The following is a 24,975-nucleotide window of genomic DNA, read 5'->3' as shown; positions in this document are numbered from 1 at the left end:
CGGAAATCTCATATTGAAATGGAATAATTTATCTATCCCTTGCCTATACTGTGGACAACAGTTTTTATAAAGTGAGGGGTCGAATATGTTATTTCTTCATGATGTATGGGTCAATTGGTTTGAAGGGGAAGAAAACGGCTACAATGTATGCCATTTTCACGAATGGCGGAAGGAAGACACGGTTGAACTTTTGGATCAGACGCCGCTGCTCAGAGTGCCGTCGGTATTATTTCATTACATAGAAAACGACTTATCAGAGCTTCCGAAAGAGCTGCTTGACCAAGTCCACCAAAAGTCATACGTGCGAAAAAATCATGAGCGGACAAAGCTGGAGTATTGTTTTGTCGTGACAGACGGGATCGGCATCATTGCCGTGGATACGATCGGGTATACCATTCCGGTCAGAAAGAGCCGCCTGATTCCGAGACAGGAGCAGCTTGTTTATGAAATGGTAAAGGATGTAGAACCGGAATCGTTTCAATTTAAGCCGGCGCAATTGGAGTCTTCAAAGGAATATCACATTTTGTCATTGGCGCCGGAGCACGTCAGAGGGCTGACGAGAAAAGAGCGGCAGATCAAGCAGCTGATGTTTATGGCGCTCGACCAGCTGAAAGGGCTGAAAAACCGTGCGGAAATTGTGTATTGGTACACGGAGTGGAATCCGCATATGTACGAGCAGATCAAACGGATGAGCTTTGAAGAGATTTGGGACATGCTTTACAATGAAACAATTGAAGGCTGGTCAGATAAACATCTTGCGTTCTGTGAAAATTTGATTAAAGGGCAGCCATTTTTCGAAAAGCTTTGGGAAATGGAACAGGAATCAAAAGTGAACTAAAAAAGAGGCGGGGATTCTCCCGCCTCTTTTCTTTATCTTCTTTTCCGTCCGAGACCCATGGCGTTTTCCATTTTCTTCACCATTTTGCCGGCCGTTTTGTTTGCGCGTGCCGCTCCTTCGTCGAGAATGCGGTCAAGTTCGTCGCTCTCAATTAATTCACGGTAGCGCTCTTGGATCGGTGTCAATGCGCCGATAACGACTTCGGCTAAATCGCTTTTGAATTCACCGTACCCTTTGCCTTCATATTTAGCTTCTAATTCTTCAATTGATGTGTTTCCTAAAATAGAATAGATCGTCAAAAGATTAGAAACGCCCGGTTTGTTTTCTTTATCATACTTTACAATGCCTTCAGAATCAGTCACGGCGCTCTTGATTTTCTTCTCGAGCTGCTTCGGTTCATCAAGCAGCGTGATGAATGCCTTTTGGTTCGGATCTGATTTGCTCATTTTTTTGAGCGGATCAGCCAGTGACATGATGCGCGCGCCTGATTCAGGAATTTTCACCTCAGGAATCGTGAAGATGTCATTGTATTTTTTATTAAAGCGTTCCGCCAGGTTGCGGGTCAGTTCAAGATGCTGTTTTTGATCTTCTCCGACCGGAACAAGATCCGTTCCGTACAGTAAAATATCGCCGGCCATCAGCGGCGGATAGGTTAACAGTCCTGACACGACGGCTTCTTTGCCCTTTGACTTATCTTTAAATTGCGTCATCCGCTCAAGCTCGCCAATATATGCGACGCATTGGAGCATCCACCCCGCCTGGGCATGAGCGGGAACCTCCGACTGGATAAAGAGGGTCGCTTTCTCGGGATCAAGTCCGACGGCCAGGTAAAGAGCCGCGAGATTGCGGATGTTCTTCCGCAGCTCAAGCCGATCCTGCGGAACCGTAATCGCATGCTGATCGACAATACAGAAGTAGCCGTTGTAGTCATGCTGCAAATCAACAAATTGCTTCATTGCGCCGATGTAGTTGCCGAGGGTAACGGAACCGCTCGGCTGAATGCCAGAAAAAATCGTTTTCTTCATAGTTCTTACCTCATTTCTTAAAACATAATAAAAAAAGCCCATTCTTCCCGTAGAAAAAAGGGACGAATGAACCGTGGTGCCACCCTGATTATTCCATTACAATGGAATCGCTCGAGACGTTGGTAACGGAGGCTGCTCCGGCTGGGCCTACTAACGTTCGGTCAGCTGCTCAGAAGTCCATTCCACATCGCCCGTTACCTGCTCTCAGCACCGCAGACTCTCTTCAAACGGATGAAAATGTGTACTACTCTTCATCATCGCAATCACAACAAATGTATTTGATTGATCTATTATAAATCAATTATAGCCAAATGTCATCAGAGGAATACAAGCTTATTTCCAGTTTGCTTAAGGGCTGGAAATCCTCAAAAAGAACTGAAAATGCTTAAATGATAACGCATATCAACATTTCGTATAACGAATATTATATGTAAAAAGCAATATGAACTGGAAATTGCAATAAAAAAATTTAGTTAGGTCATGCTTTAAACTATAGAAGTGTATCACCTTTTTGACAGAAAAACTGACCAAATTTAAATATTTTAAATTGAGAAAATAGTATTGCAATAAATTATTCATTTCATTATAATGAACTTGTTCACTCTATTGTTACAGCTTCTTTACATAAAATAATCAGAAAAGACGGAACACAATTAAAGTTTAGAAAAATATTAAGTTATTTTGTCTGATATTTCTGAGTATTTAGTAGTAAAGGCTGAAAAATTTGATTAGGGGGTTAGTGCATGAAAAAGCGTTGGTCTATTGTAGGTTTGATGCTTATCTTCTCGCTTGTATTAAGTGCGTGCGGCGGATTCAGCGGCGGATCAGGCGGCGGTAAAAAAGACACCAAAGGACAGACTTCACTTAATATCAATATTAAAACCGAGCCGTTCTCACTGCATCCGGGTTTAGCGAATGATTCCGTGTCAGGAGGCGTAATCCGCCAGACTTTTGAAGGATTGACACGCGTAAACTCCAAAGGTGAGCCTGAAGAAGGAATGGCATCTAAAATTGAAACAAGCAAAGACGGAAAGACCTATACATTTACGATTCGTGACGGTGCGAAATGGTCTAACGGCGACCCTGTGACGGCGCAGGATTTTGAATATGCATGGAAATGGGCGCTTGACCCGAACAACGAATCACAATACGCTTATCAGCTCTACTATATCAAAGGCGCTGAAGCTGCCAATACAGGAAAAGGCAAGATTGATGATGTAGGCGTAAAAGCCGTAAATGACAAAACATTAAAGGTTGAACTGAATAACCCGACACCTTATTTCACGCAATTAACTTCATTCTATACGTATATGCCGATCAACAAGAAAATCGCGGAAAAACATAAAAACTGGAACACCAACGCGGGCGAAAATTATGTGTCAAACGGTCCGTTCAAAATGACGGCCTGGAAACACAGCGGTTCCATCACGCTCGAAAAGAACGATCAATATTGGGATAAAGACGCTGTGAAATTGAAGAAAATCAACATGGTGATGATTAACAATAACAACACCGAACTGAAAAAATTCCAGGCCGGTGAGCTTGACTGGGCAGGAATGCCGCTCGGCCAGCTTCCGACTGAATCTCTGCCGACCTTGAAAAAAGACGGATCTCTTCACGTTGAACCGATCGCAGGCGTGTATTGGTACAAATTCAACACAGAAGCGAAACCGCTGAACAATGTTAACATCCGTAAAGCCCTTGCTTATGCGATCGACCGCTCGTCCATCGTAAAAAATGTAACGCAGGGCGAACAGATCCCGGCCATGGCTGCGGTGCCGCCGTCAATGAAGGGATTCAAGGATAACACAAAAGGTTATTTCAAAGACAATGACGTCAAATCAGCTAAAGAATTCTTAAATAAAGGACTGAAGGAATTAGGCGTCAAGAATGCCTCTGACCTTCCGGCGATCAAACTGTCCTACAATACGGATGACGCGCATGCGAAAATCGCGCAGGCCGTACAGGAAATGTGGAAAAAGAACTTGGGCGTCAAAGTTGAGCTTGATAACTCCGAATGGAATGTTTACATCGACAAGCTGCACAGCCAGAACTACCAAATCGGGCGTATGGGCTGGCTCGGCGATTTCAACGATCCGATCAACTTCCTTGAATTGTTCCGTGATAAAGAAGGCGGAAACAATGATACCGGATGGGAAGATCCTGAGTTTAAAAAGCTGCTGAACCAATCTCAGCTTGAAACGGATCCGGATAAACGTATCGAAGAGCTGAAAAAAGCAGAAAAGATCTTTATTGACGCAATGCCGGTCGCGCCAGTTTATTTCTATACGGATCCTTGGGTGCAGGATAAAAACCTCAAAAATGTGATCTTGACAGGAACAGGCGAAGTTTACTTCAGAAACGCTTCTTTTGAATAAAAGACGGTTCTGAAAACAAAAGACCCAAGGTATATGGGGAGGATGTCCCCATATACCTTTCTTACTGATTAAGTATAAAATTGTAAAAAACATGGAGGTGTTCACCTTGCTGAAATATATCGGTAAACGATTCATTTACATGATCATCACGCTGTTTGTGATTGTGACCGCCACATTCTTCTTAATGCAGGCAGCGCCGGGCGGACCATTTTCCGGCGAAAGAAAGCTGCCGCCTGAAATTGAGGCAAACTTAAACGAACACTATGGCCTGGACAAGCCTCTTTTCGTTCAATATGTCAGCTACTTAAAATCTGTGGCGATGTGGGACTTCGGACCTTCTTTTAAATATAAAGGCCAAAGTGTTAATGATTTAATCAATTCAGGCTTCCCCGTCTCATTCACTCTCGGTGCAGAAGCTATTCTCCTCGCTTTAGCGTTCGGCGTGCTTTTCGGGGTGCTTGCTGCCCTGTACCATAATAAATGGCAGGATTATACCATTGCGATTTTAACGATCTTTGGGATCTCAGTTCCGAGCTTTATATTGGCGACGATTTTGCAATATATTTTCTCAATTAAATTAGAACTGTTCCCGGTCGCAGGGTGGGAATCCTGGGCATACACCTTTCTGCCCTCTATTGCGCTCGCTTCCATGCCGATGGCGTTCATTGCCAGACTCTCCCGTTCAAGCATGATTGAAGTGTTAAACAGCGATTACATACGGACTGCAAAAGCTAAAGGACTTTCCCGTCCGTCAGTCACCGTGCGCCATGCGCTTCGAAACGCGCTTTTGCCGGTCGTGACATATATGGGGCCGATGGCGGCATCCATTTTAACGGGAAGTTTCATCATTGAATCCATTTTCGGAATTCCCGGTTTAGGCGCGCATTTTGTAAACAGCATTACAAACCGTGATTATACGGTCATTATGGGAGTTACCGTGTTCTTCAGCGTGCTCCTGCTTTTATGCGTATTAATTGTAGACGTGCTGTACGGATTAATCGATCCGAGAATCAAGCTTTCCAAAGCAAAGAAAGGAGCCTAGACCATGCAGAACATTCCTAAAAATATGTTTGAACCAGCTTCAGCTAATGCCGGCGATGCCGAAAAAATAAATAAAAAAAGCCTTTCCCTCTGGAAAGACGCCATGCTCCGCTTCCGCAGCAATAAGCTTGCGATGGTCGGGTTCGTACTGATCGTTCTTATTATTCTGATGGCGATTTTTGCGCCTGTCTTTTCAAGGTATGATTATGCCACTACCAATCTATTAAATGCGGATAAAGCGCCGTCGAAAGATCATTGGTTCGGCACGGACGACCTTGGAAGGGATATATTCGTCCGGACATGGGTGGGCGCGCGGATTTCTATCTTTATCGGTGTCGCAGCTGCCGTGCTTGATTTATTAATCGGCGTAATCTGGGGCAGCATTTCCGGTTTCCGCGGCGGACGCACAGATGAAGTGATGATGCGCATCGCCGACATTCTGTGGGCTGTTCCTTCATTATTAATGGTTATTTTGCTGATGGTTGTTCTGCCGAAAGGATTGCTCACCATTATCGTCGCCATGACAATAACGGGCTGGATCAATATGGCGAGAATCGTCCGCGGACAGGTGCTGCAATTAAAGAATCAGGAGTATGTTCTTGCTTCACAGACACTCGGCGCCAAAACCGGCCGGCTTTTGTTTAAGCATATCGTCCCGAACGCGATGGGCTCTATCCTCGTAACGATGACACTGACGGTTCCGACGGCGATTTTTACAGAAGCGTTTTTAAGTTATTTGGGCCTCGGCGTACCTGCGCCGCTTGCGAGCTGGGGAACGATGGCCTCAGACGGATTGCCTGCATTAACCTATTACCCTTGGCGTCTGTTCTTCCCTGCCGGCTTTATCTGCCTGGCGATGTTCGGCTTTAACGTTGTCGGCGACGGGTTAAGAGACGCGCTGGATCCTAAGTTACGCAAATAAGGAGTGATATGAGTGACACGTTTGCTAGAAGTAAAAGACTTAGCCATTTCATTTAAAACATACGGCGGAGAGGTACAGGCAATCCGCGGCGTGAATTTCCATTTGAATAAAGGAGAGACGCTGGCGATCGTGGGGGAGTCGGGTTCCGGAAAAAGTGTGACCTCCCAAGCGATTATGAAGCTGATCCCGATGCCGCCGGGCTACTTTAAAAGAGGACAGATTCTTTTTGACGGACGCGATATCGTGCCGATGTCTGAAAAAGAAATGCAGGCCATCAGAGGAAAGGATATCGGAATGATTTTCCAAGATCCGATGACCTCTCTGAACCCGACGATGAGAGTCGGCAAACAAATTACGGAAGTGCTTTTCAAACATGAAAAAATCTCAAGTGAAGCGGCGAAAAAGCGCGCCATAGAGCTGCTTGATCTCGTCGGAATTCCGATGCCCGAAAAACGGATCGGCCAATTCCCCCATGAATTTTCAGGCGGGATGAGACAGCGTGTCGTCATCGCGATGGCGCTTGCGGCAAATCCGAAACTGTTAATTGCCGATGAACCGACAACAGCTCTTGATGTGACGATTCAGGCACAGATCCTTGAGCTGATGAAAGATCTGCAAAAGAAAATTGATACGTCTATCATTTTTATCACGCATGATCTCGGCGTTGTCGCCAATGTCGCCGACCGGGTCGCTGTCATGTACGCGGGTCAGGTCGTCGAATCGGGCACGGTGGATGAAATCTTTTATGATCCGCGCCATCCATATACGTGGGGACTGCTTGCCTCAATGCCTAGCCTGGACAGCACCGATCAGGAAAAACTGACGGCCATCCCGGGCACGCCGCCTGATCTGACGAATCCTCCGAAAGGGGATGCATTTGCGCTCCGCAGCTCATATGCGATGAAAATTGACTTTGAACAGGAACCGCCGATGTATAAAGTGTCTGATACGCATTTCGTGAAATCGTGGCTTCTGCATCCTGATGCGCCTAAGGTCGAGCCCCCTGAAGCGGTGAAGGCTAAAATCCGTCAGCTTCCGAATACGTATCAGCATCCTGTTTTAATGAAGGAAGGTGAAAAAAATGACTGAGAAACTTCTCGAAATCAAACACTTAAAACAGCATTTTTTCACGCAGAAAGGAACGGTAAAAGCCGTAGATGATTTGTCATTTGATATTTATAAAGGCGAAACGCTCGGCCTTGTCGGAGAATCGGGCTGCGGTAAATCAACGACGGGCCGCAGTATTATCCGGCTGTATGAGGCAACCGGCGGGGAAGTTCTCTTTAACGGGGAAAATGTCCACGGGAAAAAATCCCGCAAGAAGCTGCTGGAGTTTAACCGGAAAATGCAGATGATTTTCCAGGATCCGTACGCATCTTTAAATCCGAGAATGACAGTCGCCGACATTATTGCCGAGGGAATAGATATTCACCGCCTGGCAAAAACGAAAAAAGAGCGGATGCAGCGGGTTCACGAACTGCTGGAAACGGTCGGTTTAAATAAAGAGCACGCCAACCGCTACCCGCATGAATTTTCGGGCGGACAGAGACAGCGTATCGGAATCGCCAGAGCGCTGGCGGTTGATCCGGAGTTTATCATCGCGGACGAACCGATTTCGGCGCTTGACGTCTCCATTCAGGCGCAAGTCGTCAATTTAATGAAAGAATTGCAGAAAGAAAAAGGGCTCACTTACCTGTTTATCGCCCATGATTTATCAATGGTCAAATACATCAGCGACCGCATCGGCGTCATGTATTTCGGAAAATTGGTGGAGCTTGCGCCGGCGGATGAGCTTTACGAAAACCCGCTTCACCCATACACGAAATCATTGCTGTCCGCTATCCCGCTCCCTGATCCGGACTATGAAAGAAATCGCACGCGAAAGAAATACGATCCGGCAGTTCATCAGCTGCAAGACGGAGAAAAAACGGAATTCAGAGAAGTGAAACCGGGACATTTTGTCATGTGCACAGAAGCTGAATTTAAAACCTATCTATAAACGTATCATCCTCCAAGACTCAGTCTTGGAGGATTTTTTTGCGCACATTCAAGTTTATTAAGCCTGCTCCCGTTTTTCTATAATGGAAAAAAAGGGGGAGATCAGTATGAAAACCATTTTGTGCGCCATTTGTGCGGGACTGTTTATCAGTGCAGCCGCTTATCCGGCCCACGCCGCTGCGAAAGAGGAGCAGCCGCTTGTAAAAATAGCGCTGGCCGAAAAAGAACTGCCGAAATCAAATGCACGGTTCGCTTATCCGTCAGGGCTGCATTTTTCACATCCTGATAAGGTGCGGGGCATTTACGTCACAGGGCATTCAGCGGGAGGAAGCAAATTCGGGGAGCTGACAGACTTTGTGGACAAAACGGAGCTCAATACAATGGTGATTGATGTCAAGGATGACAACGGAAACCTCACCTTTAAGCCGGACGGCCATTCTGAGTATGCCAAAATCGCCAAGCCGTACATCAAAGACCCAAAAAAGATGATGAAAAAGCTGGAGGAAAAAAAGATCTATCCGATCGCGCGTATTGTCGTATTTAAAGACAGCGAACTCGCGAACAAAAAGCCGGAGTGGTCTTTTAAAGAAAAAAACGGAAGTGTCTGGAAAAACGGCCGCGGCGAATCGTTCGTCAATCCGTTTATGAAAGAAGTATGGGATTACAATGTAAAGATTGCAAAACAAGCCGTAAAGATGGGTTTTCAAGAAATTCAGTTTGATTATGTCCGTTTTCCTGAAGGATTTGAAAAACGTGATGACGAACTGACATACGGACACGGCGATTACGGAAAAACAGCAGACAGCAATGTGCAAAAACGCGTTCACGCCGTCACCGATTTTGTCGGTTATGCGAAGAAAAAACTCAAGCCGTACGGCGCGGATGTGTCGGTTGATATTTTCGGCTATTCAGCCACGCTGCCGGAAGCGCCTGGGATCGGCCAGAATTTCAGCAAAATTTCAGAACAGGTCGATGTCATTTCATCCATGATTTACCCGAGCCATTGGACAAGCTATTTCGGCATTGATAAACCGGATCTTGAGCCTTACAAAGTCGTCAAAGAATACGCAAAGGTGGAAAATAAAAAACTGTCTAAGCTGAAACACCAGCCTGTATCGCGTCCGTGGCTTCAGGACTTCACGGCATCATATCTCGGCAGCGGAAATTATCAAAAGTACGGAAAACGCCAGGTGGAAGACCAGGTTAAAGCGCTGCATGATGAAGGAATTGACGAATTTTTATTGTGGGACGCGGCAAACCGCTATACCAAAAACGTCGATTACACACCATTTTAAAAAAATTGAAACCATGTTAAAGGATCACACGTCTTAATAGATGTAAGATTGTTTAAACAATCGGAAATGGGGTATATCTAAAAGTGTGAAGACAACGAACCCATAAGGAGCAAATGAATGAACTGGTACGAAAAGCTGAGTGAATATTTTCCGATTGAAGAAATGAAATCAAAAGCGCATATGGAAGCTCTGTTAAAGGAGCAAAGCGATGTTTATCATAAAGAAGAGGGGCAGTACCACGTGCTGATGTATGCGGAATTTGACTCTTTCATCTTTATTGATTACCTGTTTGTGTCAAAGAAATCCAGAGGACAAGGCCTCGGAAGCAAGCTGATCGGCAGGCTGAAAAAGAAAAACAAGCCGATTCTGCTTGAGGTGGAGCCTGTTGACGAGGATGACACGGATACACAGAAACGCTTGCGTTTTTATCAAAGAGAGCATTTCAAGCACGCGCAGTCAATCGGGTATCGGCGCCGGTCATTGGCTACGAATGAAGTGAACAAAATGGAGATTCTGTACTGGTCACCTAAGACGGAATCAGAAGAAGAAATGTTTGAAGCGATGAAACAGACATATGAAAACATTCACACTTATAAAGATGAAAAATGGTACGGAGAATCATACGAAAAAACGGATGAAGTTCTCAAAGTCATTGATGAGAAAAAACGAAAAAACATTTTCGATCAGCTGAGCTAATTGAGAATGGGGAAACATCCGCCAGCCGTAAATTTGCCGGATTGACACATTTTTTTCTCAGGAGACTGTTCACACTTACTTTTTTATAGTATAATACCTATAAAGATTCCTTTTTTAAAGTCATTTCAATTTGAGAATACAAACATGTTCATCCTACTAATTAGAGGAGTGAAGATTAATGGTTACATTATACACATCACCTAGCTGTACGTCATGCAGAAAAGCAAGAGCTTGGCTTGAAGAGCACGAGATTCCGTTTGTAGAAAGAAACATTTTCTCCGAGCCGTTATCAATTGATGAGATCAAGCAGATTCTGCGTATGACTGAAGACGGTACGGATGAAATTATCTCTACCCGTTCTAAAGTATTCCAGAAACTGAACGTAAATGTTGAATCTATGCCGCTTCAAGACTTATATACTTTGATCAATGAGCATCCGGGACTGCTCCGCCGTCCGATTATCATTGATGAAAAACGTCTGCAAGTCGGCTATAACGAAGATGAAATCAGACGATTCCTGCCAAGAAAAGTGCGTTCTTTCCAATTAAGAGAAGCACAGCGTCTTGCCAACTGATATAAGCTTACGATAAGCATGGAAAAAGCCCAAAACCATCGCGGTTTGGGCTTTTTGTTATTTTTCAGTCTGTTGGTAAATCATACTGGCGAGGATAACAAATACGACGGTCAAAATCGGCAGCGTCATTTGTATAATGCCGTGTTCTGCCATGAAAAATGACAGCTTGCTGTCTCCGGCAATCATTTCACCGCCGGTAAATGCGAGAAGACCGCTTCCGGCGTACATCAATAAAGGCATTTTGTCCATGGCGGCATGAACGAGCTTGCTGCCCCAAATGATAATCGGCACCGAGATGAAGAGACCGATCACTACAAGTGTCAGCTCACCGTGAGAAGCGCCGGCTACTGCGATAACATTGTCAAGCGACATAAAGATATCAGCCATAACGATTGTGCGGATGGCTTTCCAAAGAGAAGAACTGCTTTTCACATGCTGCGCATCTTTCTTCTCAATCAGAAGCTGATAGCCGAGATACAATAAAAATACCCCGCCTGCGCATTGCAAAAAAGGAACATTCAATAAATAGACCGCAGCGCTCGTCAGAACGATTCTCAAGACGACTGCGATAAACGTTCCGAAGATGATCGCTTGCTGTCTTTGTTTATGGGCCAGATTCCGGCTGGCCATCGCGATGACGACGGCATTGTCACAGCCGAGAATGAGGTCAATTCCGATAATGAGCAGAAGGGACAGCAGGTAATCGTGCGGCATGGTAACACCTCGCTTATAGATCGATTGCTTGTACAGCTAATATATGAAGCAGTGCGCTATTTATGATGGGAACCGGGAGAAAGCCTGTTTTTCGGTGTGAAAATGCTTTTTTATTTCTTTTATAACTGTTTTATCATAAAATAGAAATATAAAGAATTTGCGCTGTCTTCTATAAGGTTAAGATGTGGACGGAATGGGTAAAGTGTAGTAAAGTACTATTCATCGGGAGCTTAGATGTCCCTTCAACATCTTATAAAGAAGGGAAGGTTGGCAAAATGGAAATAGAAAGAATTAATGAGCATACTGTAAAATTTTATATGTCTTATGGTGATATTGAAGATCGCGGTTTTGACAGAGAAGAAATCTGGTACAATCGCGAGCGCAGTGAAGAACTGTTCTGGGAAGTCATGGATGAAGTGCATGATGAAGAGGAATTCGCTGTCGAGGGTCCTCTTTGGATTCAGGTTCAGGCATTGGACAAAGGACTGGAAATAATCGTAACAAAAGCCCAGCTTTCCAAGGACGGACAAAAACTCGAACTGCCGATCCCGGAAGATAAAAAACAAGAGCCGGCAGATGAAAATCTCGATGCTTTACTTGATGATTTCCAGAAAGAAGAGCAGGCCGAGAGCCGGGAAGATAAGGAGCAAAAGCTTCAGTTCACTTTGCGGTTCGATGATTTTGAGGATCTCATCTCGCTATCAAAATTGAATCTTAACGGAATCAAAACGACCCTGTATTCGTTTGAAGACCGATATTATTTATATGCAGATTTTTATGAGCAAACTGATGAAGAGGTTGAAAATCAGCTAAGCATCCTGTTGGAGTACGCGCACGAATCATCAGTCAGCATTCACCGTCTTGAAGAATACGGCAAATTGGTGATCGCTGATCATGCGTTATATACAATAAAAAAACACTTTGCATCATAACAAACCGATTTCTCTCAGCAGAAATCGGTTTTTTTGTTCTGAATGACAGGATGAACGGATGAAAACCGTATAACGGCTCTCATCCGCAAACAGGATTATATCTTCTCCCTGCTGAATACAACAAGATTCAGGAAAGGAGAAGATGCAACATGTTCAGTGCTGTGACTGCCGACGGACGGCTCATTCAGCTGGCCGGAAGCTATTCAAAGGAAAAAGCGGCGGAGCTGAGAAAGAAACGCTGGTTCTGCCCCGTTTGCGAAAGTGAACTTGATATCAAACTGGGACGGGAGAAACTGCCGCACTTCGCTCATAAAAAAAGCAGGCTGTGTCCGGGGGAATCCGAACCTGAAAGCGAATACCATCTGGAAGGAAAAAGACAGCTTTTTCTCTGGCTAAAGACACAAGGGTGCAGCGTCAGCCTGGAACCGTATCTGACTTCCGCTGGACAGCGGCCTGACCTGACCGCGGAAAGCGGAGAAGAGAAGCTGGCTTTTGAATTTCAATGTGCGAACCTTTCGGCGGACTCTTTAAAGAGCCGGACGGCAGGCCTGAAAAACGCCGGGTACCGGCCGGTCTGGATCATCGGGGCAAAACGGTTAAAACGGATGGCCGCGCAATTTTTCCGGCTTTCTGCTTTTCACTGGCAGTTCTTTGAAGTCCATTCATTTTCCTCCTTACTGTTTTACTGCCCCGACGCCCGCTCCTTTTACAGGCTGCATTCCATCACTCCGTTTTACACCGGCTATTCTTATGCCGGCTTAATTACAATCCCTCTTCACAAAGCAAACCTGAAAGACATTTGTCATCCGGAAGGGAGGCACAGCGTCAGACTTCCCTCGTGGGGACGTGCCGTAGCCGGCTTCCGAAACAAAAGCGGCCGGTTTTTATCTGAAGATGCCGGTCTTATCCGGCGTCTTTTTTACGAAAGACATCAGGTTGCATTTCCATTTCTCCCATCTGAAGTGTTTATTCCCGTTTCAGCGGGCTTTGTGTTTGCCAGTCCCGTTTTTGTGTGGCAGAGCCATTTATACTTGCGGCTTGCGGAACTTTCTAAAAAAGGCACGCCGATCCGATTATCCGGCATGGTTCATGATTTGCGGCAAAAAATCAGGCGTAAGGAGATTCGGATGCGGTATGGTTCACAAGATAGCCTTATCAGAATGGCGGTAAAACAATATGCTGATTTCTTATGCTTGCAGGATTTTTTAAGGGAAATTGAGAATGAAGTATATATGCCCTCATCTCAACGGAAGCTCCCTCAAACGGCAGAAGAGCTGCGCCGGCGGGATCTGCTCTTTTTTGGGGAATGAGAATGCTTCATTTCGTTCACCCTAACGTCAAGGTGGTGGCGAATGTGAGGGGCGTACAAGCAGTTTGTTTTCGTTTTTTCACTGTATTATTGGTATGCTCGGTCTTATATGCCGCATATGATTTGACAAAAGGCAGTGAAAAGCCGGAAGATAATCACAACACAAGTTTTTGGAGAAACAATCGTTTTTTCAATTGGCTTGAAGTAAAGAAAACGAGGGGGATCACCATGACTGAGGAAAATAAAGCAGCACAGCTGCCTGACAGAAGTGAAGTAAAGGCAGAGCATACATGGAGACTAGAGGATATTTTTCCTAGTGATGAGGCCTGGAATAAAGAATTTCAAGCAGTTAAAGAATTAATCCCGAATTTATCTTCTTTTAAAGGCACGCTTGCTCATTCGGCTGATAATTTATACGCGGCGCTTACGGCACAGGATGAAGTGACGAACCGTCTTGGGAAACTTTATGCATACGCGCATATGCGCTCAGACCAGGATACGGGAAATTCTTTCTACCAAGGGCTGAACGACAAAGCCGCAAGCCTGTATTCCCAGGCTGCCAGCGCGACTGCTTACATTGAACCGGAAATTCTGGCGATTCAGGAGGACAAGCTGCACCAGTTTATTCTGGAAAAAGAGGAGCTTAAACTTTACTCCCATGCAATTGAAGAAATTACAAAACAGCGTCCGCACGTGCTGAGCGAACAAGAAGAGGCCCTGCTTGCGGAAGCCTCAGAAGCGCTGTCGTCGCCTTCCAATACATTCAGTGTTTTAAATAACGCCGATATTACGTTTCCGTCAATTAAAGATGAAAACGGCAAGGAAACTCAAATCACACACGGCAACTTTATTAATTTCCTGGAAAGCAGCAATCGTGAAGTCCGCAAAAACGCATTTGAAGCCGTATATAAAACATACGGACAGTATAAAAACACGATGGCGACTACACTCAGCGGCACTGTGAAAAAAGATAATTTTTACGCCCGTGTGAAAAAATATAAATCAGCACGGGAAGCGGCTTTATCCAATAACAGCATCCCTGAAGAAGTTTACGATAACCTTATTAAAACGATCAATAAACATCTTCCGTTATTACACCGTTACATTGACCTGCGGAAAAAGGTTCTCGGCCTTGATGAAGTCCATATTTATGACCTTTACACACCGCTCGTAAAAGATTCGGGAATGAAGGTCACATATGAGGAAGCGAAAGATTATATGCTCAAAGGACTTGCTCCGCTGGGCGAGGAATACGCGTCTATTTTAAAAGAAGGACTTGAAAACCGCTGGGTCGATATATACGAAAATAAAGGAAAACGCAGCGGTGCTTATTCGTCCGGTACATACGGCACGAATCCGTACATCTTGATGAACTGGCATGACAATGTCAATAATCTGTTTACGCTCGTTCACGAGTTCGGCCATTCCGTGCACAGTTACTATACGAGAAAATATCAGCCGTATCCGTACGGTAACTACAGCATTTTTGTCGCTGAAGTTGCTTCAACGACTAATGAAGCGCTGCTCGGTGAATATATGCTGAACAGCTTAAAGGATGAAAAACAGCGTCTGTACCTGCTCAACCATATGCTTGAAGGATTCAGAGGCACAGTGTTCAGACAGACGATGTTCGCTGAATTTGAGCATCTGATTCATACGAAAGCACAGGAAGGCGAGCCGCTAACGCCTGAACTGCTGAACGAACTTTATTATGATCTGAATAAAAAGTATTTCGGTGACAACATGGTGATTGATAAAGAAATCAGTCTGGAATGGTCAAGAATTCCGCATTTCTATTACAATTATTATGTGTATCAATATGCGACAGGCTACAGTGCGGCCCAAGCGCTGAGCAGCCAGATCTTAAAAGAAGGCAAGCCTGCGGTGGAGCGCTATACCGAATTCTTAAAAGCGGGAAGCTCGGAATATCCGATCGACATACTGAAAAAAGCGGGAGTCGATATGACATCGCCTGAACCGATCGAGGCGGCCTGCAAAATGTTTGAAGAGAAACTGAACGAGATGGAAGAGCTTCTTTCGAAAGTGAACCCTTCGTAGTTCAAAAAAGCCTGTGCATAAGATGCGCAGGCTTTTTTTAAAACCCTTTAAACGTTTTTCTGTGATTCAGCCGATACAGGGCAAATAATATGGACAGAAACAGCAGGGGAGATGTAATGTAAATCGGCAGCATGTGCATCATGGCCAGCAGGTTTAAAAAGAAGAAAAACACAATCATTCCGATGATCAATACGGTGCGGAGCATTGATTTCCCTCCTTGTTTATGATTGATATATTCTATGAAAACAAGCAGTCAGTTATGTTTTGTGACAAAAATATGAACATTAATCTTATGGCTTGTCAAAACTCGACAAGATTTGATATGATAAGGATGTGAAATTGATCACAAACAAACATTACCCCTTTGTTTGACCGTGAAAAATTTCTCCCATCCCCTTTGTTGTCGTTAAGACATATGAAACCGCGCTTATCCCGGCGCGGTTTCTTTATTTGCACAAAAAAAGCCGGCTCCGTAAGGAATCAGCTTTTTTTAATGATCACAACAGGTGACATCCTCCTGGGTGCCGGCCAGAGATTTCCAAAACAGACCGTGCTTTGCTTCCACTCTGGCGACCTTTTTGGCGAATGCCAGTTTTTTCATTTCTTTTTCAACTTCTTCTAGACTCAAATCATAAACGAGTGCGATTTCTTTCGATGCGACAAACCGGAAATATTCAATGAAACATTCCAAAGGCGGCGTTTCAGAAGGCTTCGGTTCATCCCCGAGCATTTCGAATAAGATCTCTTCGTATACGTCATAAGAATAGTTGCCGGGAACCTTCAGCCCTTCATCATCATGCAGGCTGTTAAAGAACGTCAATGTCGGGTTGACGGTGACGTCCATTTCCGCCGCGATTTTCATATCGCACTGAAGCGCTTTTACCGCGCTTTGCGAATGGAGGTCACGCTTGAATTCTTCAACATCCAATTTCGTCTTTTCGGCAATTTCTAAAAGAACGTCTTCATCCGTAATATTCTGCTTGGAGACAAACAGGCTTTCCTGCATGCTGCGGAGAAACAGAATGCCCGCTTTTCTTCCCTGCAGTTCGGCCGCTTTTAAAGCGAGTGCGGCAAGGTAGGGCGATGAAAGAGGCTGATCCTGCTCAAGCCAAAGGCTTCCGTCACAGGGCATCCCGGAACGGTTCGCAATTTTTTCCCAAGCTTCGGCAAGGAGGTGTTTTTTCCGCTTTTGCTTATTCAGCGATGTAATACTCGCGGAAACAATGATCCGCAGCGTAAAAAAACGTCCGTATTTGATTTTTAATTTTTTTATGACGGGCTCCAGCGACCAGCATTCAGGACATAAAGGGTCGACAAACATGTAAATTTCGAGCGGTTTTTTTGGATGTCCGTGGCAATGGGCGAAGTATTGCTCATGCTGATAATTCGTCAATATGATCGATCCTCCGCTTCTGACTGGTTTACCATATGCCTGGCCGTCAGTTCCAGACGCCCGTACAGAAATTCACGAATATCGCCCTCCAGCCCGACCTGATCCATCGCTTTGCTCATACAGCTTAGCCACGCATCAGCCCTCTCGGCCGTAATCGGAAAGGGGAGATGCCTTGCTCTGAGCATGGGATGTCCGTGCTCTTCAGTATAAAGAGGAGGTCCGCCCAAATACTGGGTTAAAAATTGCTTTTGTTTTCTGGCCGTTTCAGTCAAATCACTTGGAAATATCGGCTTCAGCAAGGGATGAGACGAGACACGCTCATAAAAAGTATCAACAAGTTGCGATAGAAGTTCCTCTCCAATCGCTTCATATGGTGCGTTAAACGATTGTCCCATGTTGACTACTCCTTTATATGGCTAATAGGAATCATAATTCCCATTGCGAATTTATCTTTCAGTTTTACTATCTTCAGTTACTGTATATTTTAGCAATAACATTTTATTTCTACAAACAAAGTGCCTTTCTGTCAGGCGCTTGTATTTCATATCATATCACATCGCCTTCATTCATGTGTAAGATTTCACTCCGCAAAAAAACCAGAGGGCGAAGGAAGCCTCTCTGGTTTACGCGTAATACTGTTTGGTTATGTTTTTGACATATTGCTGTGTTTCCTTAAACGGCGGAATGCCCCCGTACCGATCTACGTTGCCGGGGCCTGCGTTGTAGGCGGCTAACGCCAGAGATACATTTCCGTCGTATTTCGTGAGCATCTGCTTTAAGTACTTTGTGCCGCCCTCAGCGTTCTGGACGGGATCAAGCGGGTTTGACACCCCGAGTGATTCTGCCGTGGAAGGCATGAGCTGCATCAATCCCATTGCCCCCGCACCGCTGACCGCTTTCGGATTAAAGCCTGATTCCTGTTTAATAACCGCGCGGATCAGCTTTTCGTCCACTCCGTATTTTTCGGCCGCTTTCTGAATGGCGCTGTCTATTGAAAAGTTTCCGGTGCTGATATCAGAAGCCGCATCCGGAGACTTTATGCCCGGGGAAGCGGTCTGTGAAGCAGCCGCGGAGCCGGATGAAACGGGAATTCTCGGTGAATATGAAGCGTGAGCGGTCCGCACACCGTTTAAAATTCCTGATTCCGGCTGCTGCCGGACGGCTGTGTCCGTATACTGGCTGAGAAGCGCGCTGAAATTTGCAAGCGGGCTTTCTGAAGATTGTCCGCCTGAAGCCGTGCTTGTATGAGAGATTGATTGCAGCTGGAGAAGGGCCGCCCAATTCGTGATATTCACTGTGTCATTCCACCTTTTTTTGTTTCTGTTCATAAAAACGCTGGATTTTATTTTTCGTGATCCGCTCTGGGATGCCGAATTGCTTGAGCAATTGTTCAAACGCCCGTTTTCCTTCATCCCAGTCAGCAGCTTCGAATTCCAATTCAAAGTCTTCTTTCTCTAAATATCGGCTGTGATCTAAAATGATTAAGCCTTTTTCTGATTCTTTTTCCGCGCGTGCGGTCGACAGCGTTCCGAAATAGCAAATGTGTTCTGAGTTGATTCCGAGACCTTCCAGCTGACGTTTGACGGGGCCATCCGGAATCTTGAAGACGTCAAGATCAAATGCCGCAAGCTCTTGGTGGGTTTCCAGCAGACCGACCGCGGCAGGCTCTTTTAACGTCAGAACGAACGCGCCGTCTTTTTCTCGGATGCGGAGTGCAGATTTTTTTTGTTTCAGGGAAAAATCTTTCGTGTCGAAATAATGATTGACCTGCTGTTTAAAATCATGTTCTTTCATGCAGAGTGCTTCACTCAGCTTCAGAAATTCTGATTTTGTCAGCAGGTTTTTGAATTCAATTTCTATTTCTTGGGTCATGACAGTCTTCCTTTCAGGACGAAAAATTGTATAATTCCCATTATCTCTTTAGAGGTTACGTTTATCAATATCGACCTTGATATGATAAAATAAATGCTGTACTTTGTTAAAAAAGGAGAACATTATGCAAAAGAGAATTGAAATCCAAAATGCATCATTAACAGAAGACGCGCTCCGCTTAAAGTGCGGAGAAGACTTAAACGGAGCGGAACGCAAAGCCTCAGGTCAAATGCTTGTTGATTCCGATCACTTTGCTTTTGTATACATACTTGAATCAGCTGACTCTTTTGAATATGTCATTATAAAAGAACATATCTGGCCGGATCTGAAAGAAGCCTTAGACCAAAGAAAACCGGCGGTCCTTGAGGCCGGCGGAAAAACGGTTGAACTTTCAGGGCTGCATGAAGAACTCGATTATCTTCTTGAAAATATTAAAGATAATGCAAACTACGGAGATATGGAAGAAAAAGTGAAAAACGTATTTCTTTAGAACAGGTTCGGAATTGGGGGATGTACGATGGATGACAAACAATGGGAGCAATTTCTAGCGCCATACCGCCAGGCTGTTGAAGAATTAAAGGTGAAGCTGAAAGGCGTCAGAACCCTTTATGAGTATGAAGATGACCACTCACCGATTGAGTTTGTGACAGGCCGCGTGAAGCCGGTGGCGAGCATACTTGAAAAAGCGAGACGAAAAAGCATACCGCTTCATCAGATTGAAACGATGCAGGATATCGCGGGGCTGCGTATTATGTGCCAATTTGTCGATGATATCCAGATCGTCAAAAATATGCTGTTTGCCAGAAAAGATTTTACCGTTGTCGATAAGCGGGATTACATAGCAGAGCATAAGGAAAGCGGATATCGGTCTTACCACCTTGTCGTTTTATATCCTTTACAAACAACGTCCGGAGAAAAGCACGTTCTTGTGGAAATACAGATTCGGACGCTTGCCATGAACTTTTGGGCAACCATTGAGCATTCACTGAATTACAAATACAGCGGGAACATTCCCGAAAAAGTAAAGCTGAGGCTGCAGCGGGCCTCAGAAGCCGCATCCCGGCTCGATGAAGAAATGTCAGAAATACGCGGAGAAATCCAGGAAGCCCAAGCCGCATTCTCGCGAAAGAAAAAAGCGGGAGACCGCCAGTAGGAAAGGAGGGGAATGGCATGAAATTTGCCGTTTCTTCAAAAGGAGACGAGGTTTCAGATACACTGAAAAGCAAAATACAGGCGTATTTACTCGATTTTGATATGACCTTGGATGAAAAAGAGCCGGAAATCGTGATTTCCGTCGGCGGTGACGGAACGCTTCTTTACGCATTTCACAGGTACAGCGACCGTCTCGATAAAACGGCGTTTGTCGGAGTTCACACGGGGCATTTGGGTTTTTATGCCGATTGGGTTCCGCAGGAGATAGAAAAGCTCGTTCTGGCCATTGCCAAAACGCCGTATCATACCGTGGAGTATCCCCTTCTTGAGGTGATTGTCACTTATCATGATGAAGAGCGTGAGGAGCGGTATCTGGCTTTGAACGAATGTACGATCAAAAGCATAGAAGGCAGTCTCGTCGCTGACGTGGAAATTAAAGGCCAGCTGTTTGAAACGTTCAGGGGGGACGGTTTATGTCTGTCCACGCCTTCCGGAAGCACGGCTTATAATAAGGCGTTAGGCGGCGCGATCATCCACCCTTCCATCAGGGCGATTCAGCTTGCGGAAATGGCATCCATCAACAACAGAGTGTTCAGGACTGTCGGCTCGCCGCTTTTGCTTCCCGATCATCATAACTGTGTCATCAAACCGAGAAACGACGTCGACTTTCAAGTCACCATTGATCATTTAACCTTGCTGCATAAGGATGTCAAGTCCATTCTATGCCGTGTGGCAAATGAAAAAGTCAGATTTGCAAGATTCCGTCCTTTTCCGTTTTGGAAAAGGGTGCAGGACTCCTTTATCGGAAAAGGCGAATAGAAAGAGGAAACGGATTGGACAACTTTTTTATCCAAAAGAACATGACTGCCCGGGAAGCCGGCATGACGGTAAAAGAATATACGGCGCATCTCGGCATTTCAAAGCGGCTTCTCGCTGACATTAAATTCGGCGGGGGAGACCTGCTTGTGAACGGAGAGCATGTAACCGTCCGCGCCGTGTTAGCGGAGGGAGACGTGCTTAAGATTGAATTTCCGAAGGAGCATGTGAGTGAAACGCTTTTGCCTGAGCCGGTTCCTCTTGATATTCTTTATGAAGATGACCATGTGCTTGTGGTCAATAAACAGCCGTATGTCTCCTCAATTCCATCAAGAGAACACCCGTCGGAGAGCATCGCTAACGGAGTGATCAGCCACTACCGAAAAAGCGGCGTACAATCAACGGTTCATCTTGTCACCCGCCTTGACAGGGATACATCGGGGGCGATGCTCATCGCCAAACATCGGCTTTCCCATTCTCTTTTGTCGGCAGCACAGAAGAAGGGGCTTGTCAGCAGGCGGTATCTCGCTGTCGTACACGGGATCATGCTGCAGAAGGAAGGAACGGTGGACGCGCCCATCGGAAGAAAACACGACAGTATTATTGAGCGGATGGTAACGCCGGAGGGACAACGAGCGGTGACGCATTTTCAAACGGAAAAAGCGGGACATGCGTTTACGCTTGCAGCCCTGCGGCTGGAAACGGGGCGGACGCATCAAATCCGGGTGCACATGAGCTACCTCGGCCACCCGTTAGTCGGTGATACACTGTACGGCGGAAAAAATGAGGGAATTGCGCGGCAGGCTCTTCACAGTGAGCGGCTTTCATTCGTACACCCCATGACCGGAAAAACGCTCGTTTTTCACGCTCCGGTGCCTGACGATATGAAAACATTAATTGAACAAATGTAAAGCCCGAACCGTTTGCCGGTTTCGGGCTTTTTTTCATGCCTGCCTTCCGTGATCCTCGCGAAATCGTGAGGCATCATAGGGCATTGAGCTTTCCACAGAGACGGTTTCATGCTCCGGAAAGCGAAAGCCTGTCAGTTGATTGCCGAAGACGCATCCTGTATCAATGTTGATTGTACGGTTGACGATCCGGGGGCGTTTTACCGGGGTATGGCCGTAAACAATCCATGCCTTGCCTTCATAAGCGGCGGCCCAGTCTCTTCTGACGGGTCTGCCGTCGGGATACGTTTCACCCGTGATATCGCCGTACAGAACAAATTCTTTTACCTTACGCGAGTATTTACCGATATCGTCAGCTTTTATGCCGGCGTGGGCGACAACGAGATCGCCATTATGTAAAATGTCATAAAGCGGCGCTGACTCATATAATCGGATAAATTGTCTGGAGACTTCCGTTCTGTCGGCGGGAGACAGCTCTTTCAGTTCGGCTGCCGTCGTTTCCAGTCCGTGCATCACTTTTACGGGGTTTCCTTTTAAGTAACGGTACAGTTTGTTGCAATGATTTCCCGGGACATAACGGACGGCTCCTTTTTCATATGCTTTTGCCACAAAACGCATCACTTCTACGGATTTTGGGCCTCTGTCCGTTAAATCCCCCGCAAAGACAAGCGTCCTGCCTTCAGAGTGAACGGGCGTTCCGTCTTTCACTTCATATCCGAGCTTTTGCATTAACGCGATCATTTCGTCATAACATCCGTGTATATCGCTGATGATGTCATAAGCCATTCGTGTCTGCCTCCTTATTAACGGTTTTTTATTTATTATGGGGCTAATTCCTATACCTAATTACGCTGTTTTTGCACAAATTAAAAAAAGAATTAAAGAAATAAAGCCTTATCACTTTTTTTTCGCGTTCAGCCTTGTTAGAATATGCGTTATGTTTTTAAAAAAAAGTAAGGTTTCGCCCGCTTTAAGCGGGCTTTTATAACCCTTGTTTTAAGGAGGTATTTACGAATGGAACACACATCAGTCGCATCTTTAGTCGTCGTTCTGATCGTCGCTTTTTTGACGCCGCTCCTTTTACATCGGTTTAAGCTCAGCATCCCCGTCGTCGTCGCGGAGATCATCATGGGGCTTATTATCGGAAAAAGCGGCCTGAATCTTGTCGTTCAGGGAGACACGTGGCTGGAGACGCTGTCTGTTCTCGGCTTTATCTTTTTAATGTTTTTAAGCGGCTTGGAAATTGATTTTTCTTCATTTGAGAAAGGGAAGAAAAAACAATTCCTTCCGAACGGCAAGGAAGCGCCCAACACGTTTTCTGCCGCACTGATTATCTTTTTCGGCATCTTTATTTTATCATTGCTGCTGTCCTATGCCTTTGTATTAGCCGGTTTTATTCAAAACGCATTTTTAATGACGCTTATTATTTCGACGATATCACTCGGTGTGGTGGTCCCGACTTTAAAGGAAGAACGGATCATGAACTCCAATATCGGCCAGATCATCCTGCTTGTCGCCGTTATCGCGGACTTGGCTACGATGATTCTGCTCGCTTTCTTCTCTTCTCTTTACGGAGAAGACAGCGGAAATATGTGGCTTCTGTTGATCCTTTTTGCCGCGGGGGTCGTGCTGTATTTCTTCGGCAGGATCTTTAAACACCGTTCATTTGTGCAGTCGATGTCTAAAGGCACCGTGCAGATCGGCACGAGAGCCATTTTCACACTGATTATCGTGCTTGTCGCTTTATCGGAATCTCTCGGGGCGGAAAATATTCTCGGCGCGTTTTTGGCAGGCGTTCTGGTATCGCTTCTGTCTCCGAATAAAGAAATGGTGGAACAGCTGGATTCCTTCGGCTACGGGTTTTTAATTCCGATCTTTTTCGTCATGGTCGGGGTGAAATTGGACATTTGGACGCTTTTCCAAGATCCGAAAACATTAACGATGATTCCGCTGCTTCTGCTTGCGCTGTTTATCAGCAAAATGTTTCCGGTGTTTTATTTAAAGAAATGGTATGACAAAAGAACCGTGTTTGCTTCGGGCTTTTTGCTGACGTCCACGCTGTCTCTTGTTATCGCGGCGGCTACGATCGGAGAAAGGCTCCACATTATCAGCGCCAATATGTCCGGCGCGCTGACTTTAGTTGCGGTTATTGCCAGCATCATCACGCCGATCGGCTTTAAGAAATTATACAAACGGCAAAGTGCGCCGCAGGAAAAAAAGCGCATTACATTTATCGGCGCCAACCAAATGACACTTCCGGTTACGCTGGAATTGCCCGATGAGGAATATGAAGTACGGGTCGTCCATGTGTATCAGGAAAATGCCGGGGAAACGCTTGCGGAATCCGTTTTTTCGGTTGACACGATTTCTGATTACGAGCCCGGCACGCTTGAGTCGCACGGTATTTTCAAAACGGATATTCTTGTCGTGGCGACGGGAAATGAAGATGTGAACGCCGAAATCGCCTTAATAGCGAAAGAGAAAGGGACTGAGCGTATCATCGCAAGCGTCGGCTCGGTTGAGCATGAAACAAAACTGAAAGAAGAGGGCATCAGTATTTTTTCTATCCTTCTGTCTACAAAGACGCTCTTGCGCGCATTAATTGAGGCGCCGGGCGTGATGAGCCTCCTGACGAATGAGGAGTCTTCGTTATATCAGATCAATCTGGAAAACCCGGCGTATAACGGCATCATTCTGCGGGAATTTCCGCTGATGGGCGATGTGATTTTCGTCCGGATTTTCAGAGGTGTGGACAGCATCGTTCCGCACGGAGACACGCGGCTGAAAACAGGAGACCGTCTCATCGTCACGGGCTCGCGCAACTACGTGTCGGAACTGAGAAAAATCCTTGAAGCTTGACCAAATTGCAATTCGTGATAATATAGAAGGCATAACAAATAAATCATTAATCGTATGACCACTAGGGGTGTCCTTCATAAGGGCTGAGATAAAAGTGAGACTTTTAGACCCTCATAACTTGAACAGGTTCAGACCTGCGTAGGGAAGTGGAGCGGTATTTTTTTGGGGTTCCTTTTATCCATTTAAATTCCAAAC

25 protein-coding genes, 1 riboswitch and 1 other annotated feature are annotated in these 24,975 nt (G+C 45.5%); of the genes, 17 read left to right on the top strand and 8 right to left on the bottom strand.

The genetic code is table 11. The annotated features are described in order from the left end of the window. The first annotated feature begins 85 nt into the window (after positions 1-85). On the top strand, positions 86-838 hold the full coding sequence (locus tag D5S11_RS09725) for a YjbA family protein (RefSeq protein WP_047935595.1): 753 nt from the start codon (positions 86-88) through the stop codon (positions 836-838). A gap of 32 nt (positions 839-870) precedes the next feature. On the opposite strand, the gene trpS is transcribed toward D5S11_RS09725, so the two are convergent. Then, positions 871-1,863 (bottom strand): tryptophan--tRNA ligase, encoded by a 993-nt coding sequence (gene trpS, locus D5S11_RS09720; protein WP_014304785.1) that lies wholly within the window; start codon positions 1,861-1,863, stop codon positions 871-873. Positions 1,864-1,918: 55 nt separating this feature from the next. Beyond that, positions 1,919-2,130: a binding site (T-box leader), on the bottom strand. 476 nt (positions 2,131-2,606) lie between these two features. Here trpS and D5S11_RS09710 point away from each other — a divergent pair. The 8 genes from D5S11_RS09710 to spx all read left to right on the top strand — a co-directional run bounded on the left by D5S11_RS09710 (position 2,607) and on the right by spx (position 10,767). Continuing rightward, the gene (locus D5S11_RS09710; protein ID WP_012117282.1) at positions 2,607-4,241 is read left to right on the top strand and encodes a peptide ABC transporter substrate-binding protein; all 1,635 of its coding nucleotides are present in this window, start codon (positions 2,607-2,609) and stop codon (positions 4,239-4,241) included. A 106-nt stretch (positions 4,242-4,347) separates the two neighbouring features. Then, entirely contained in the window at positions 4,348-5,283 is a 936-nt protein-coding gene (locus D5S11_RS09705; RefSeq protein WP_003155043.1) for an ABC transporter permease, read from the top strand. Between the two features lie 3 nt (positions 5,284-5,286). Next, the gene (oppC, locus tag D5S11_RS09700; RefSeq protein ID WP_007409113.1) at positions 5,287-6,204 is read left to right on the top strand and encodes an oligopeptide ABC transporter permease OppC; all 918 of its coding nucleotides are present in this window, start codon (positions 5,287-5,289) and stop codon (positions 6,202-6,204) included. Between the two features lie 12 nt (positions 6,205-6,216). Further along, positions 6,217-7,293 carry an ABC transporter ATP-binding protein gene (locus D5S11_RS09695; protein ID WP_003155039.1) on the top strand — a complete coding sequence of 359 codons (1,077 nt, stop codon included), beginning with the start codon at positions 6,217-6,219 and terminating at the stop codon, positions 7,291-7,293. Beyond that, positions 7,286-8,203 (top strand): oligopeptide ABC transporter ATP-binding protein OppF, encoded by a 918-nt coding sequence (gene oppF, locus D5S11_RS09690; protein ID WP_108725049.1) that lies wholly within the window; start codon positions 7,286-7,288, stop codon positions 8,201-8,203. Before D5S11_RS09695 ends, oppF begins: the two co-directional genes overlap by 8 nt. Positions 8,204-8,309: 106 nt before the next feature. Next, positions 8,310-9,497, top strand: coding sequence for a putative glycoside hydrolase (locus D5S11_RS09685; RefSeq protein WP_053104215.1), 1,188 nt, complete (start codon positions 8,310-8,312; stop codon positions 9,495-9,497). Positions 9,498-9,614: 117 nt separating this feature from the next. Next, positions 9,615-10,193, top strand: a complete 579-nt coding sequence (locus D5S11_RS09680; RefSeq protein ID WP_007409110.1) for a GNAT family N-acetyltransferase — start codon at positions 9,615-9,617, stop codon at positions 10,191-10,193. A gap of 178 nt (positions 10,194-10,371) precedes the next feature. Then, positions 10,372-10,767, top strand: a complete 396-nt coding sequence (gene spx, locus D5S11_RS09675; RefSeq protein WP_003155034.1) for a transcriptional regulator Spx — start codon at positions 10,372-10,374, stop codon at positions 10,765-10,767. A 57-nt stretch (positions 10,768-10,824) separates the two neighbouring features. Here the strand turns inward: spx and D5S11_RS09670 are convergent, their stop codons facing one another. Next, positions 10,825-11,481, bottom strand: coding sequence for a TerC family protein (locus D5S11_RS09670; RefSeq protein ID WP_108725048.1), 657 nt, complete (start codon positions 11,479-11,481; stop codon positions 10,825-10,827). A 275-nt stretch (positions 11,482-11,756) separates the two neighbouring features. Between D5S11_RS09670 and mecA the strand changes: the two genes are divergently transcribed. The 3 genes from mecA (at position 11,757) to pepF (ending at position 15,780) form a co-directional block, all read left to right on the top strand. Continuing rightward, a complete protein-coding gene (gene mecA / locus D5S11_RS09665; protein ID WP_003155032.1) occupies positions 11,757-12,413 on the top strand; it encodes an adaptor protein MecA in 657 nt (218 codons plus the stop codon). Between the two features lie 149 nt (positions 12,414-12,562). Continuing rightward, a complete protein-coding gene (locus tag D5S11_RS09660) occupies positions 12,563-13,723 on the top strand; it encodes a competence protein CoiA family protein (RefSeq protein ID WP_007409108.1) in 1,161 nt (386 codons plus the stop codon). 227 nt (positions 13,724-13,950) lie between these two features. Beyond that, a complete protein-coding gene (gene pepF / locus D5S11_RS09655) occupies positions 13,951-15,780 on the top strand; it encodes an oligoendopeptidase F (RefSeq protein ID WP_007409107.1) in 1,830 nt (609 codons plus the stop codon). Positions 15,781-15,817: 37 nt separating this feature from the next. Here pepF and D5S11_RS19875 read toward each other — a convergent pair whose 3' ends face one another. The 5 genes from D5S11_RS19875 to D5S11_RS09635 all read right to left on the bottom strand — a co-directional run bounded on the left by D5S11_RS19875 (position 15,818) and on the right by D5S11_RS09635 (position 19,045). After that, positions 15,818-15,985 (bottom strand): hypothetical protein, encoded by a 168-nt coding sequence (locus tag D5S11_RS19875; RefSeq protein WP_003155026.1) that lies wholly within the window; start codon positions 15,983-15,985, stop codon positions 15,818-15,820. A gap of 285 nt (positions 15,986-16,270) precedes the next feature. Continuing rightward, the gene (gene spxH / locus D5S11_RS09650; RefSeq protein WP_007409106.1) at positions 16,271-17,173 is read right to left on the bottom strand and encodes a protease adaptor protein SpxH; all 903 of its coding nucleotides are present in this window, start codon (positions 17,171-17,173) and stop codon (positions 16,271-16,273) included. After that, entirely contained in the window at positions 17,170-17,568 is a 399-nt protein-coding gene (locus tag D5S11_RS09645; protein ID WP_053104216.1) for a globin domain-containing protein, read from the bottom strand. Before D5S11_RS09645 ends, spxH begins: the two co-directional genes overlap by 4 nt. Positions 17,569-17,796: 228 nt before the next feature. After that, positions 17,797-18,468, bottom strand: coding sequence for a lytic transglycosylase domain-containing protein (locus D5S11_RS09640; protein WP_108725047.1), 672 nt, complete (start codon positions 18,466-18,468; stop codon positions 17,797-17,799). 4 nt (positions 18,469-18,472) lie between these two features. After that, positions 18,473-19,045: a CYTH domain-containing protein gene (locus D5S11_RS09635; protein WP_007409104.1), complete on the bottom strand. Its 573-nt coding sequence runs from the start codon at positions 19,043-19,045 to the stop codon at positions 18,473-18,475. A 124-nt stretch (positions 19,046-19,169) separates the two neighbouring features. Here D5S11_RS09635 and D5S11_RS09630 point away from each other — a divergent pair, with 124 nt between their 5' ends. Genes D5S11_RS09630 through D5S11_RS09615 form a run of 4 tightly spaced genes read left to right on the top strand, consistent with a single transcriptional unit; the run spans position 19,170 to position 21,924 of the window. Beyond that, positions 19,170-19,535, top strand: coding sequence for a UPF0738 family protein (locus D5S11_RS09630; RefSeq protein WP_007409103.1), 366 nt, complete (start codon positions 19,170-19,172; stop codon positions 19,533-19,535). Between the two features lie 27 nt (positions 19,536-19,562). Further along, positions 19,563-20,198 carry a GTP diphosphokinase gene (gene yjbM / locus D5S11_RS09625; protein WP_003155019.1) on the top strand — a complete coding sequence of 212 codons (636 nt, stop codon included), beginning with the start codon at positions 19,563-19,565 and terminating at the stop codon, positions 20,196-20,198. A gap of 17 nt (positions 20,199-20,215) precedes the next feature. Beyond that, positions 20,216-21,016, top strand: coding sequence for an NAD kinase (locus D5S11_RS09620; protein WP_003155018.1), 801 nt, complete (start codon positions 20,216-20,218; stop codon positions 21,014-21,016). A gap of 14 nt (positions 21,017-21,030) precedes the next feature. Further along, positions 21,031-21,924: an RluA family pseudouridine synthase gene (locus D5S11_RS09615; RefSeq protein ID WP_108725046.1), complete on the top strand. Its 894-nt coding sequence runs from the start codon at positions 21,031-21,033 to the stop codon at positions 21,922-21,924. Between the two features lie 33 nt (positions 21,925-21,957). On the opposite strand, the gene prpE is transcribed toward D5S11_RS09615, so the two are convergent. Continuing rightward, on the bottom strand, positions 21,958-22,707 hold the full coding sequence (prpE, locus tag D5S11_RS09610) for a bis(5'-nucleosyl)-tetraphosphatase PrpE (protein ID WP_007409101.1): 750 nt from the start codon (positions 22,705-22,707) through the stop codon (positions 21,958-21,960). Between the two features lie 228 nt (positions 22,708-22,935). Between prpE and D5S11_RS09600 the strand changes: the two genes are divergently transcribed. Beyond that, entirely contained in the window at positions 22,936-24,780 is a 1,845-nt protein-coding gene (locus D5S11_RS09600) for a monovalent cation:proton antiporter family protein (RefSeq protein ID WP_025284561.1), read from the top strand. Positions 24,781-24,833: 53 nt separating this feature from the next. Further along, a riboswitch (TPP riboswitch) is annotated at positions 24,834-24,942 on the top strand. Positions 24,943-24,975: the final 33 nt, after the last annotated feature.

Source organism: Bacillus sp. L75, assembly GCF_003676355.1.
Lineage (GTDB): Bacteria > Bacillota > Bacilli > Bacillales > Bacillaceae > Bacillus > Bacillus velezensis.
This window is presented reverse-complemented; position numbering and strand designations above follow the sequence as displayed.

Excerpts from the sequence above, each read along its gene's own strand:
- D5S11_RS09725 (WP_047935595.1), top strand. The coding sequence starts at position 86 with ATGTTATTTCTTCATGATGTATGGGTCAATTGGTTTGAAGGGGAAGAA.
- trpS (WP_014304785.1), bottom strand. The coding sequence starts at position 1,863 with ATGAAGAAAACGATTTTTTCTGGCATTCAGCCGAGCGGTTCCGTTACC.
- D5S11_RS09710 (WP_012117282.1), top strand. The coding sequence starts at position 2,607 with ATGAAAAAGCGTTGGTCTATTGTAGGTTTGATGCTTATCTTCTCGCTT.
- oppC (WP_007409113.1), top strand. The coding sequence starts at position 5,287 with ATGCAGAACATTCCTAAAAATATGTTTGAACCAGCTTCAGCTAATGCC.
- oppF (WP_108725049.1), top strand. The coding sequence starts at position 7,286 with ATGACTGAGAAACTTCTCGAAATCAAACACTTAAAACAGCATTTTTTC.
- D5S11_RS09685 (WP_053104215.1), top strand. The coding sequence starts at position 8,310 with ATGAAAACCATTTTGTGCGCCATTTGTGCGGGACTGTTTATCAGTGCA.
- D5S11_RS09680 (WP_007409110.1), top strand. The coding sequence starts at position 9,615 with ATGAACTGGTACGAAAAGCTGAGTGAATATTTTCCGATTGAAGAAATG.
- spx (WP_003155034.1), top strand. The coding sequence starts at position 10,372 with ATGGTTACATTATACACATCACCTAGCTGTACGTCATGCAGAAAAGCA.
- D5S11_RS09670 (WP_108725048.1), bottom strand. The coding sequence starts at position 11,481 with ATGCCGCACGATTACCTGCTGTCCCTTCTGCTCATTATCGGAATTGAC.
- mecA (WP_003155032.1), top strand. The coding sequence starts at position 11,757 with ATGGAAATAGAAAGAATTAATGAGCATACTGTAAAATTTTATATGTCT.
- D5S11_RS09660 (WP_007409108.1), top strand. The coding sequence starts at position 12,563 with ATGTTCAGTGCTGTGACTGCCGACGGACGGCTCATTCAGCTGGCCGGA.
- pepF (WP_007409107.1), top strand. The coding sequence starts at position 13,951 with ATGACTGAGGAAAATAAAGCAGCACAGCTGCCTGACAGAAGTGAAGTA.
- D5S11_RS19875 (WP_003155026.1), bottom strand. The coding sequence starts at position 15,985 with ATGCTCCGCACCGTATTGATCATCGGAATGATTGTGTTTTTCTTCTTT.
- D5S11_RS09645 (WP_053104216.1), bottom strand. The coding sequence starts at position 17,568 with ATGGGACAATCGTTTAACGCACCATATGAAGCGATTGGAGAGGAACTT.
- D5S11_RS09635 (WP_007409104.1), bottom strand. The coding sequence starts at position 19,045 with ATGACCCAAGAAATAGAAATTGAATTCAAAAACCTGCTGACAAAATCA.
- D5S11_RS09630 (WP_007409103.1), top strand. The coding sequence starts at position 19,170 with ATGCAAAAGAGAATTGAAATCCAAAATGCATCATTAACAGAAGACGCG.
- yjbM (WP_003155019.1), top strand. The coding sequence starts at position 19,563 with ATGGATGACAAACAATGGGAGCAATTTCTAGCGCCATACCGCCAGGCT.
- D5S11_RS09620 (WP_003155018.1), top strand. The coding sequence starts at position 20,216 with ATGAAATTTGCCGTTTCTTCAAAAGGAGACGAGGTTTCAGATACACTG.
- prpE (WP_007409101.1), bottom strand. The coding sequence starts at position 22,707 with ATGGCTTATGACATCATCAGCGATATACACGGATGTTATGACGAAATG.
- D5S11_RS09600 (WP_025284561.1), top strand. The coding sequence starts at position 22,936 with ATGGAACACACATCAGTCGCATCTTTAGTCGTCGTTCTGATCGTCGCT.